The organism is Shewanella sp. Actino-trap-3 (assembly GCF_002836275.1).
In the GTDB taxonomy this organism is placed as follows: domain Bacteria; phylum Pseudomonadota; class Gammaproteobacteria; order Enterobacterales; family Shewanellaceae; genus Shewanella; species Shewanella psychromarinicola.
In genome coordinates, this window is sequence record NZ_PJCE01000001.1 from 752,284 (window position 1) to 764,232 (window position 11,949).

General features: G+C 41.1%; 11 protein-coding genes. 4 read left to right on the forward strand and 7 right to left on the reverse strand.

Annotation, left to right across the window (positions count from 1 at the left end; all coding sequences use genetic code 11):
- Window positions 1-3: 3 nt before the first annotated feature.
- The gene (gene yghU / locus CXF80_RS03240) at window positions 4-861 is read right to left on the reverse strand and encodes a glutathione-dependent disulfide-bond oxidoreductase (RefSeq protein ID WP_101031183.1); all 858 of its coding nucleotides are present in this window, start codon (window positions 859-861) and stop codon (window positions 4-6) included.
- A gap of 144 nt (window positions 862-1,005) precedes the next feature.
- A complete protein-coding gene (locus tag CXF80_RS03245) occupies window positions 1,006-1,686 on the reverse strand; it encodes a haloacid dehalogenase type II (RefSeq protein WP_232772028.1) in 681 nt (226 codons plus the stop codon).
- A 292-nt stretch (window positions 1,687-1,978) separates the two neighbouring features.
- Here CXF80_RS03245 and CXF80_RS03250 point away from each other — a divergent pair, with 292 nt between their 5' ends.
- Entirely contained in the window at window positions 1,979-2,272 is a 294-nt protein-coding gene (locus tag CXF80_RS03250; RefSeq protein WP_101031187.1) for a hypothetical protein, read from the forward strand.
- 220 nt (window positions 2,273-2,492) lie between these two features.
- On the opposite strand, the gene CXF80_RS03255 is transcribed toward CXF80_RS03250, so the two are convergent.
- A complete protein-coding gene (locus CXF80_RS03255) occupies window positions 2,493-3,356 on the reverse strand; it encodes a PA4780 family RIO1-like protein kinase (protein WP_101031189.1) in 864 nt (287 codons plus the stop codon).
- A 584-nt stretch (window positions 3,357-3,940) separates the two neighbouring features.
- Between CXF80_RS03255 and CXF80_RS03260 the strand changes: the two genes are divergently transcribed.
- The 3 genes from CXF80_RS03260 to CXF80_RS03270 all read left to right on the forward strand — a co-directional run bounded on the left by CXF80_RS03260 (window position 3,941) and on the right by CXF80_RS03270 (window position 6,717).
- Complete coding sequence (locus CXF80_RS03260) at window positions 3,941-5,089, forward strand: BamA/TamA family outer membrane protein (protein ID WP_101031190.1); 1,149 nt, start codon at window positions 3,941-3,943, stop codon at window positions 5,087-5,089.
- A gap of 126 nt (window positions 5,090-5,215) precedes the next feature.
- The gene (locus tag CXF80_RS03265; protein ID WP_232772029.1) at window positions 5,216-5,947 is read left to right on the forward strand and encodes a hypothetical protein; all 732 of its coding nucleotides are present in this window, start codon (window positions 5,216-5,218) and stop codon (window positions 5,945-5,947) included.
- Window positions 5,948-6,420: 473 nt separating this feature from the next.
- On the forward strand, window positions 6,421-6,717 hold the full coding sequence (locus CXF80_RS03270) for a hypothetical protein (protein ID WP_101031192.1): 297 nt from the start codon (window positions 6,421-6,423) through the stop codon (window positions 6,715-6,717).
- Between the two features lie 22 nt (window positions 6,718-6,739).
- Here the strand turns inward: CXF80_RS03270 and yfaE are convergent, their stop codons facing one another.
- The 4 genes from yfaE to CXF80_RS03290 all read right to left on the reverse strand — a co-directional run bounded on the left by yfaE (window position 6,740) and on the right by CXF80_RS03290 (window position 11,861).
- The gene (gene yfaE, locus CXF80_RS03275) at window positions 6,740-7,138 is read right to left on the reverse strand and encodes a class I ribonucleotide reductase maintenance protein YfaE (protein WP_101031194.1); all 399 of its coding nucleotides are present in this window, start codon (window positions 7,136-7,138) and stop codon (window positions 6,740-6,742) included.
- Window positions 7,128-8,258 carry a class Ia ribonucleoside-diphosphate reductase subunit beta gene (nrdB, locus tag CXF80_RS03280; RefSeq protein ID WP_101031196.1) on the reverse strand — a complete coding sequence of 377 codons (1,131 nt, stop codon included), beginning with the start codon at window positions 8,256-8,258 and terminating at the stop codon, window positions 7,128-7,130. Before nrdB ends, yfaE begins: the two co-directional genes overlap by 11 nt.
- 73 nt (window positions 8,259-8,331) lie before the next feature.
- Window positions 8,332-10,620, reverse strand: a complete 2,289-nt coding sequence (nrdA, locus tag CXF80_RS03285) for a class 1a ribonucleoside-diphosphate reductase subunit alpha (protein WP_101031198.1) — start codon at window positions 10,618-10,620, stop codon at window positions 8,332-8,334.
- Window positions 10,621-11,198: 578 nt separating this feature from the next.
- Complete coding sequence (locus CXF80_RS03290) at window positions 11,199-11,861, reverse strand: HAD family hydrolase (protein ID WP_101031200.1); 663 nt, start codon at window positions 11,859-11,861, stop codon at window positions 11,199-11,201.
- Window positions 11,862-11,949 lie beyond the last annotated feature (88 nt).

The following is an 11,949-nucleotide window of genomic DNA, read 5'->3' on the forward strand; positions in this document are numbered from 1 at the left end:
TGCTTAAGGTTTTAAGGCCAATACTGCATCAATGTCTGCTGCACTGTGGCGTTCAGGTAACATTTCCCATGGTTCGCCCCATGTTGTGTTAACCATTTTGCCACGTTGCACTGCTGGGCGCGCTAATATCTCACTGGCCCAGCGCATGACATTCTTGTAGCTGGCGACGTCTAAAAACTCGGCGGCGCTGTATAAATTACCCAAGACTAAATTGCCGTACCACGGCCAAATAGCGATATCTGCAATGCTATATTCTTCACCAGCAATAAAGGTGTTTTTTGCCAGTTGCTTATCCAACACATCTAATTGGCGCTTAACTTCCATGGCAAAACGGTTTATAGGATATTCCTGTTTTTCATCGGCATAAGCGTAAAAGTGACCAAACCCGCCACCGAGGAAAGGGGCCGAGCCTTGCGCCCAGAATAACCAGTTAAATGTTTGGGTTCTTGCTTTGCCATCTTTAGGCAGGAACTGGTCAAATTTTTCTGCTAAATGAACCAGAATTGAAGCAGATTCAAATACGTTAAGGTCTTCATCAGCTGATTTATCTAATAAGGCAGGAATTTTTGAGTTTGGATTTACATCAACAAACCCAGACGAAAACTGATCACTTTCGCCGATATTAATGAGATAAGCATCGTATTCTGCTTCTTTAATACCTAAAGCAAGCAGTTCTTCTAAAAGAATCGTCACTTTTTGTCCGTTTGGTGTGCCAAGGGAATAAAGCTGTAAAGAATGCTTACCTATTGGTAGTACTTTATCCGATCTTGCACCCGATTCAGGGCTATTGATGTTTGCCCACTTGTTACCACCATTGGTATTATTTACCCAAACGTTAGGTGGGGTGTATTTATTACTCATAAAAATTCCTCGTGGCAACCTGTCTAAGGTTACTGATACAAAGTTAAAATGCGCTTAGCACAAGATTGTTAGTGTAGCGTGTCTAGATTGATTGTATTAGCATCAACTCTTATGAGTTATGCTTTTATTTTTTAATGCAGCATCTCAGTCATCTATTGCATCGAGCTGTTCACTTAATTCAATTAAATTGGTTACGGTTAAGTCAGGTTCGATGCCCCAGGGATCAAATACTTTTTTACTGTCGCGTTGGATCCAAGCCGTTTTTAGTCCTGCCGCTTTTGCACCGATAACATCCCATGGATTACTGGACACCATCCAACAATGATGTGGTTCGGATTGTGTGCGAGTCATTAAATAATGGTAAACGGCAGGGTCAGGTTTAAAGGTGTGTATGTCGTCAACGCTGATGACGTCATGTAATTGAGGTAATACACCTGAATTTTGCATTAACGTACGAACCGCGACTTCAGGGCCATTTGAAAATGCGGCCAGGGTATGGCCTTGATTACGCAGTAGTGCGAGTCCAGGAATAACGTCTTCAAAGGTGGTTAGTTGACTAAATTTTGCCAGTAATTCCTGTTGCGCACGGGCAGATAGTGTGACATTGAAAACCGACAAGCAATATTGCAATGCCTGATGGGTACAGACACCGAAATCTTCATATTGCTGCATTAAGCCGCGGCGAAATGCATATTCGACCTTTTTATCGTGCCAGAGTTGACCAAATTCTTGTGCCTTATCGCCAATCAATTCCTGCAGATGTTGACCCATATCCACAGGATCCACTAATGTGCCATAAACATCAAATCCAATCATTTTATGCATATTCAGTGCTCCATTTGTGTGTTGAGTTAAGCGATCAAGCTCAGTGAATTTGATATACTAGTCGATAATATACACATCTCAGGCGGGTTAGCCCGCTCACAATGTGCTGCATTCCCTAAACTATAAACTAACTATATCATTCGTTCAATGGCTATCTTGAACGAACGTTCCAAATAGTTGAATTGTTAATGACCTTTGCTTTACTTTGCTGTACAGGCGTGGAATGAGAAACTTTAATGTTGAGTTAATACATTGTATTATATTGATTAAAAATTATGAAAGGTGATGTAGAATGGAATGTCCTAGTTGTCAGGCTGTATTTGCTCGAAAAGCACTTAAACAAGTACGAAAAGGCAAGCATGGTGTTGAAACACAATGCCCTAAATGTGAACAATGGCTAATGTTTGAACCTAAAATGATGATGACCAAAAATGTTGGCTTAGCCATTTTGTTGATCTTCAGTGTGGCTAACTTCTTTCTCGACAACAGTGACTATCGCTTAGTATGCTCATTTTTAGGTCTTGCGGGTGCCTGTATTGCCTTTTATGGGGTGTTTAAAAGTAAGCTAGTACCAGCGAAAGAGTGATCAATATATTTCACTATGGCCGTTATTATTCGAATGTCATCATTTATCCCATCGCTATCCCGAGTTAAGATTAAATAATGACTGACCTTGGGATAACGTTGGCCTTGATATGGTGTTTCAAACGGGTAATAAAAAGCCTGAGCTTTAGTTAAGTCAGGCTTGGTATTGTTAACGAGCCACCAGCATTATCTGATGAGACTATCGTGAGTAAACGCTTAGGTTAATACTCGTCGCTTTGTGCTTCGTTCAAGCGCTCGCGCCTTTCTTGGGCTTCTTCAAATGCGGCGTTAATTTCTTCTAAAACAGAGTCAACATCGGCTGCGGTTGTATCATCTTCAAACTCACCGGTTAATGGCGTCTCAGGTGTTAATTCACCTTGTTCATACAAAGCCCACATTTCTTTAGCATATTTGGTTATGGCTAATTCTGGAGCAAATTGTGAATAGTAGTCGGTCATATTATTCACATCACGGAATAACATGGCTTTGGCATTATTGTTTGCCGATGCATCAACTGCTTGGGGCAGATCAATGATCACCGGCCCATTCTTGTCGACCAGTACATTGAATTCGGATAAATCCCCATGGACAATGCCTGCACATAACATCCGCACAACATAGCCCATCATGATGCGATGTTGCGTTTGTGCTTGCTCTGCACTCATCTGGGTAATGTCATTTAATCGAGGGGCAACATCACCGTGGACGTTGGTGATCAACTCCATCAATAACACCCCATCAAAGCAACCATAAGGCACTGGTACTCTAATTTTAGCGGCGGCGCATTTGTATAACGCGTCCACTTCGGCATTTTGCCATGCTTTTTCTTGCTCTTCACGGCCGTATTTAGAGCCTTTTTCCATGGCTCGTCCACGACGACTATTTTTAGTTTTTCGACCTTCTTGATATTGTGCTGCTTTTTTAAAACTGCGTTTAGTGGCTTCCTTATACACTTTGGCGCAGCGGATCTCATCGCCACATCGGATCATATAGACGGTAGCTTCTTTGCCACTCATGAGTTGGCTTATCACTTCATCGACGAGACCATCGTCAACCAGTGGTTGTAATCTTATAGGCGTTTTCATAACGACTTTATACCTTAGTTGCGCGCTGGATGATATATCTAAGGGCATAATTTTTACTTGCTGATAGGTCACAGATTAAATGAGGCTTATTTGCACTAAATTTGAGCCTATACACTCTTGTCTAATGGATTAAAATGTTGTAACAAGTCACCTAAATATAGATAATTTTGATTTTTTTACCAAGTGAGACGGATCTGTTGGATATTGATCTATCGTCAATATTGGGTGCTAAATGTGGTATATTCTTTCGCATTCTTTAGCATAGTGGTATCAACGGATAAAGAAGGTTGCTGTAGATTGCATGTCCAGGCTAACGCTAGGTGTGGCGGTCAGCGTTAAATTCAATATCTGATAACCTTGTTCTTCAGTAAGGGTTAAGTTTTTATTCAGTAAGTATTCAGTGGTGGATAGGATAATCTTTGATGAATTGATTGTTATTTAAAATGTGTTTTTTGAAATTATTTTCATCGGCAACAACCCTTTATACTCAACGCTGTGGGCTTAACGGACAGCACAATAATTCAAAAGTTTGCCATAGAAATCATCGTGCGAGCTTAATTCTTCAATATTTTAATAGAGTTTTTATGAAACGGACCTTACTTCTAGCACTATTTGTTTTTTCTAACACCGCCCTTGCTGTTGAACCTTTATTTGACACCCCCCAAGACATGGAACCAACATGGATTGATAACATTTTGTCAGTTTTTGGGGCAGATGGTGAGTTCGATGACACTAAAGTCATTGATATGAGCTATTTACCAACGGCTTATTACACCCCAGAGAAAAAGTTTGGCGTGGGGTTATTAATGGTGGGGTTATATAAAACCGATAATGCAACGAGTGCAGAACAACCCTCATCACTGGTATTGAATTCATTTGCTTCTATAAATCAATCCTATGGCGTTCAAGTTGAAAATATGACTTTTTTAAACCAAGGCAAGCAGCGGTTGTTGCTTGACTTAGAACTGCATAATGAAGCGGCAGTTTATTATGGAGTAGGGATTGAACAAGGCGATCAAGATCTCAATCATCATGAGTTTAATGAACAATTGTATAGCTTTAAGCCTCGCTGGATGACCGAAATTGCCAGCCACTATTTTATTGGCGTGGGTGCTGACTTTATTTACACAAGTGCAGACAGTTTAGAATTAGTCGCAACAGAGGCACCTGTGGATTCAAATACCATTCTGCCCGATAATTTTAGTTCTGGCATTGTCGTCACCAGTATTTATGATTCAAGAGATTACCGTTTAAACGCGACAGAAGGGTGGTTATTTCAGGTTGATGCGGGATTATATCAAAATGATCAATTCGATTCGTTTTCTACTTATAATATTGAATTAGCGAACTATATAGACTTAGGTTCAACACCGGGTTTAGTCGCTTGGCAAGTTCAAGGGCATCTAACCAGTGGTGACGTACCTTGGAACTTATTACCCGATTTGGGTGGCTCTAATGCGATGCGGGGTTACATTAGAGGTCGCTACCGAGATGAGCAAATGATGATGGGGCAAGTTGAATATCGCTTACCAGTGTTCCAACGTTATGGCATGGTCTTTTGGGGCGCTGTTGGCAGTGTCGCACCTAAAGTCAGTGAGCTAACCGATACGCTATTAACGGCCTATGGCACTGGATTTCGATTTAGAATTAAAGATAATATTAATTTACGTTTTGATGTCGGGGTGGGTGAAAATGAAACTAACTTCTACTTAAATGTGAATGAAGTTTTTTAAGCTAACACTATTTTTAAGGTAAGAGCAAAAAGTGAAAAGCTTTCTCTGATGATGACATTAATGGCGCAAATAAAACTTATGCTGACAAGATATTGCAATCTCAGCATGTCGACCAAAGCTTGTGTAATGGCCACTAGAATACTGATAATAGTCGGTCTTTCAAGTGGTTTACTGCACAGTAATAGCGTATTGGCGAGTGACGTTGAGCAAAAATGTCAGCGCAGCTTTGATTATTCTATTTATCTCAGTGGATTACATATGGGAGAAATGACTCGGACTGAGCACTGGCAGGGTAAATCTGCCGTTATCACCTCAAAAAGTAAAGCCAGCATTTTAGGTATTGGCACTCAATATCAACAGCGTACCGAGTTATCGTGGTCAACTGATCGCAACGAATGGTTAACCGATAATTTTCATCAACAGGTAACTGGTTTTCGCTCTCGAGACATGCGAGTGACTTTTGACAACCATGGCCTTAAATCTCGTGTTGATATTGATGGGGACATCGATAATTATGCATCAAAGACCATACCATTAAGAGATGTGGACACTTTGGCGATCCAAATACGTGAAAACGTGCTTCGAGGTCGACAGCAATTTGCGCTAATAAGGCAAGCCTCTGATGCGATTGAACCCTATCAGTTCTACGTTAAAGACAAATTAACCGCTACCATAGCGCCCTGGGGAGAAATACAGCTTATACCGGTTGAGCAAACAGGGGCTGAAGAGGTGACTTATTTTTTTGCGCCGAGCATGAATTATCAACTGGTAAAAGCCCATTATCACGGCATGATCCTGCAAGGTATTATTGAGCTGGATAGTTATGACGATTCTTGCGATACAATGACAAACAGTTAATCTTGAACTCGGGATATAAACGGTTATCAAATAGGTTAAATAGGTCAAATATTGTCATATTGGCTTATTTATCCCATCGTTTATCCCATCGTTTATCGCGAGTTGAGATTAGTTAACAAGCGTTAGATTGTCGTTGATGACGGGAGAGTCAATTTGATTAATTCGTTAGGATTGATCCGTTAGCGATTAATGCGTCAGGGATTAAGAGTGGTTCATGGTCGCTATGGATTGATAGTGTGAATTAGGAATTAGGTATTAGGTATTAGTCATTTAACCCATTCAATAATGGTCTTCTTTTCTGCACTATCCCTCTGACGCTAACCGTGTTCCTTTTCCCCTATGATGGATGGCATTTCTGTCACTAAGCATCCAGAAGCGCCTCGTCTATCTTAGACGATTTTAGCTGGTGAATATGGCCCCAATTTTTTATTGAGTCGATATAATCTGTTGCAAATATTTTCATTGGAGTGAATATGGCAAACGTGATTAACAAAGCCATTTTAAGCAGCCGTATGTTGTCGATAAATTGGGTGACCTATCATACTCATCATCAAGTGATGACCCATACCGATCCGGTGCAACAAGGTCGTTATTACAAACTGAACCTCGTAATAGTCCAACCTAAAGTGGGTGGGGTGTTTAGCTGTGCTAAATGCATAGTGAATTTATGGGGGCGGGTGTATTTATTTCGTCCTGATAAGTATGAGCATAACGTCACTAAGATTGAGTCTGGTAAACGGGTGTTGTTAAGCTTTGCCCTGAATATATAACGGGTGTTGAAGGGCTGATAGATTAACGGTCAAGGGCCCGTTTGGGATTAATCTGTAATTGTTGGGTTAATGCTGTTGTGAGTGTATGGCTGTCATTTACCGAAGCGTATTGTCGCTTAGCAACGACTTCGACTCCCTCAGTAGAGAGTTTGAGGTTTAAATCGCCATTAGGCACACAACAGCAGGGTAGACACTCGTCGGATTTGAGTTCTGCAAGAGGCTCTGATAGGTAGTTTACTTCACCAGATATTACGGTGGTTTTACATGCGCCACAAAATCCGTTACGACATTCTGAAAACACGTTTACTTTTTTCGACTCAAGCGCTTCTAGTAAGCTTGAATGTTGGCCGTCAAATAAAATAATCGGCTGTCCTTTCAAGCTTACAATTGGCGATTTTTTGAAAAGTTTTTTATAGGTCAAAATCTAAAAACTCATCGCTATTTACAGAAGAATCAATTTGGCCAACAAGATAAGATGACACCTCTACTTCCTGTGGGGCCACTTGTACTGCATCACTTTCTAACCAATTTTTCATCCAGGGTAGTGGGTTAGACCGTTCTTCATAAGGCTGAGGCAAATGTACTGATTTCATTCTTTGGTTAGTAATAAATTCAACGTACTGACATAGGATCGGTTCATTTAGGCCAATCATTGATCCGTCTTTAAATAAGTATTTAGCCCACTCTTTTTCTTGTTCTGCTGCTTTGACGAACAAGTCATAAGCTTGTTGCTTACACTCAATAGCAATCTCTGCCATTTCAGGGTCGTCTTTGCCGCCTTGCATCAAGGCGATAATATGTTGTGTCCCATTGAGATGTAACGCTTCATCACGGGCAATTAAGCGGATGATTTTGGCATTACCTTCCATAACACGACGTTCAGCAAAGGCAAATGAACAGGCAAAGCTGACATAGAAGCGGATAGCTTCTAAGGCGTTAACCGACATCATGCATAAATACAGTGATTTTTTCAGGATACGTGAATTAACGGTGATTTCTTCGCCGTCGATAACATGAGTACCTTCACCTAACAGGTTATTAATCTGGGTCAGTTTAATCAGATCATCGTAATAAGCGGCAATGTCACCGGCACGTTTCAATATTTCGTCATTTTGCACGATATCGTCAAACACCACGGATGGGTCATTGACAATATTACGAATAATATGAGTGTAAGAGCGTGAGTGAATCGTTTCAGAAAACGACCATGTTTCAATCCACGTCTCTAATTCTGGTAGCGATACCAATGGCAAAAATGCCACATTTGGTGAGCGGCCTTGAATAGAGTCAAGTAAGGTTTGATATTTCAGGTTTGACAGGAAAATGTGCTTTTCGTGTTCAGGTAAATCACCGAAATCAATTTTGTCACGGCTGACATCAACTTCTTCTGGACGCCAGAAAAAACTTAATTGCTTTTCAATCAGTTTTTCAAAGACTTCATATTTTTGTTGATCGTAGCGTGCCACATTAACTGATTGCCCGAAAAACATAGGTTCTTTGGTTGCATCGTTAGGTGTTTGACAAAATGTAGAGTAAGCCATTATTTAGGTGTCCTGAAAACGCATTTTTCACAAAGCGGGGATTATCCCCCGCTAAATAGAGATAAAGTGATGATTAGATTTTACACGCACCGCCGGCGCAGTCATCGTCTTCTTCTTCGACAGCAATAATGTCGTCAAACTGATCCGAAGCACCATCGCGTGTATTATGATAATACAATGTTTTAATGCCCAGTTTGTACACACTTAACAAGTCTTTTAGCAAGGTCTGCATTGGCACACGACCGCCTTCAAAACGGCTTGGGTCATAATTAGTGTTGGCAGAAATAGCTTGGTCAATAAACTTCTGCATTAAACCAACAAGTTGGATGTAACCATCGTTGTTTGGCATATTCCACAGCAGTTCGTACTTGTCTTTAAGCAGCTCAAAGTCTGGAACGACTTGCTTTAACTGGCCATCTTTACTGGCTTTCACGCTGATTAAGCCACGTGGTGGTTCGATACCATTGGTCGCGTTTGAAATTTGCGATGAGGTTTCTGACGGCATTAATGCTGACAAGGTTGAGTTACGTAAACCGTACTGTTTTATGTCGCTACGTAAACCTTCCCAATCCATGTGTAATGGTTCGTCACAAATCTTGTCTAAATCACGTTTATAGGTATCGATGGGTAAAATACCCTTCGAGTAGGTGGTCTCGTGAAATAACGGACAGGCACCTTTTTCTTTAGCTAAGTTCATTGACGCTTTCAGTAAATAGAACTGGATAGCTTCAAAGGTCTTATGGGTCAGGTTGTTTGCTGAACCGTCGGAATACTTTTTACCGTTTTTAGCTAAGTAGTTAGCAAAGTTAATCACACCAATACCAAGCGTACGGCGATTCATCGAGCTCGTTTGAGCCGCTTTTATTGGGTAATCTTGGTAATCAAGTAAGTTATCTAACGCACGTACCGCTAAATCAGCTAACGGCTCAAGTTCAGATAAGTCGGTAATCGCGCCTAAGTTAAGCGCTGACAAGGTACATAAGGCGATTTCACCGTCTGGATCGTCAATGTTAGTTAACGGCTTAGTCGGTAAGGCAATTTCTAAACACAAATTAGATTGCTTAATCGGCGCCACTTTAGAGTCAAATGGGCTGTGGGTATTACAGTGATCGACGTTTTGAATATAGATACGACCTGTAGAGGCTCGTTCCTGCATCATCAATGAAAACAGCTCAACGGCTTTAATCTGTTTTTTACGGATACTGCTGTCTTGTTCGTACTGCAAGTATAAACGTTCAAATTCTACTTGGTCTTCAAAGAAGGCATCATAAAGACCCGGCACATCTGATGGGCTGAACAAGCTAATGTTTTCGCCTTTGATTAAGCGTTGGTACATTAATTTGTTTAACTGTACGCCGTAGTCAAGATGACGTACACGGTTGTCGTCAACACCCCGGTTGTTTTTCAGCACTAATAGCGATTCAACTTCGAGATGCCATAACGGATAGAACAGCGTTGCTGCACCACCGCGTACGCCGCCTTGAGAACAAGACTTCACCGCTGTTTGGAAATACTTATAAAATGGTAAACAACCCGTGTGGAATGCTTCACCGCCGCGTATAGGGCTGCCTAATGCACGAATACGACCGGCATTAATACCAATACCAGCACGTTGGCTGACATATTTAACGATTGACGATGCCGTAGCATTGATTGAATCCAAGCTGTCATCACACTCAATCAATACACATGAGCTGAACTGACGAGTAGGCGTTCGTACACCGGCCATGATTGGCGTTGGCAGAGAAATCTTAAACAAAGACGTCGCGTCATAGAAATCTTTAATGTACTTCAAGCGGATTTCTTTTGGGTAACGCGCAAACAAACATGCGGCCACTAAAATATATAAAAACTGCGCGCTTTCATACATCTCATGGGTCACACGGTTTTGAACCAGGTATTTACCTTCAAGTTGCTTTACCGCGGCATAAGAGAAGTTCATGTCACGCCAGTGATCAATATAGCTATCAAGAATGTCTAATTCTTCACGGCTATAGTCAGCCATGATATGCATATCATATTTACCCATTTCGACTAACTTGGTGACATGGTCATATAATTTAGGCGGCTCAAATTGACCAAAAGCCTTTTTACGTAAATGGAATACGGCTAAACGCGCGGCCAAAAATTGGTAATCTGGGGACTCCGGAGAGATCAAATCAGCTGCGGCTTTTATAATCGTTTCATGAATGGCTTCTGTTGGAATGCCGTCGAAAAACTGCAGGTGAGATCGAAGTTCTACTTCAGATACTGAGACGTTTTTTAATCCATTGGCTGCCCAAGTGATCACGCGATGAATTTTATCTAAATCGATCGATTCACGTTCGCCGCTGCGCTTGGTGACTGTCATATTGCTATTCATTGAAGAGAGGCCTTGGTTCTATATCTAATCGTGTGATCTGTTGTTGGATACCATGTAACTTGATTCGATCTGAATCAGTTACAAAACAATTCCATGTTAAACAATCAAGCTGAACGTACTCACAACATGGTAGTAAAATACCAGTACATTCACTTATCGACTACGTCCTTGTAATGCAGGTGCGTAGTGTTTTGATTGCCAGTCACACACAAGATATGGTGTTATTTAAAATCTTAGATACAAGATAGTGAGGTTTGGGGATTTTTGCAAGCCACAATTTAATTAACTTCTTGTGGATAACTTGAGGATAAACGGTAGGGTTAGTGACAACTAACCCTAGAGCCCAAATTTATAAAGTGTTTTTGATAAATGATATTTTTTAAACCATCAAATAAGAAAGATTTGATCGCTAAAATAAACAGCGATCAAAAAATATTGCTGGTTTATAGGTTGATCTTTGGTTGATTTTGATCGTGTGACCAGAGATGATCAGCATACTAATCATTTATTCAAAAATATTGATTATTTACCCCAAAATGGTGCCAATTAACCGGTGACTCAAATACAACAAAATCGCCTTATTCAGTGAAAAATTGTTTCAGTGATGCACCGTGTTCAAATTGTCTGCCAGCAGGCCATGTGTCAGGTTTGTCAGTAGCGGACAAATATCCCCACAAGGCAACGCCACCCAACATACTCGCATTGTGGGCCGCAACTAAATCTCGTTCGGCATCTCCGAGGTATAAAATACTTTGAGGGGCAATGGCGATTTGTTGTGCGGCTAAAAACATCGGTGCGGTATGAGGTTTTGAATAACGGGTACTATCACCACTGATCATGGTTTTAAGTTTATCGGTTAAGCCCAGCTTTGCAACTAATGGCCGGGCAAATCGAGCCGGCTTATTGGTGACCACACCGTAAGGAATGGCTTGTGAATCTAACAGCGATAAGAGTTCGGGTAAGTCGTCGAACAAGCGGCTGTGATCGCCATTTATCTGGGCATAATAGCGAAGTAGTGCTTGCTGAATAGCAATTTGTACTCGTTCCTCGGCGTGCGGAATAGCCGTTTTAACTAAATATAAACTGCCGTGTGACGCCGCATGGCGCATCGTTTCAAGCGTTTGGACATTAAAACCGGCTTCGTCCAAACTGAGATTTAATGCTTGGACTAAATCAGGGGCTGTGTCGGCTAAAGTACCGTCTAAATCAAATAGTACCCCTTTTATATCTTGCTTATGCAAAGGCTAGCTCCTAACAAGAGTCAATAATAATAGAATCATGTATGCACCTTTATAGCGTTATTGGCAGGAAGTAACGCTACTCTGGTTC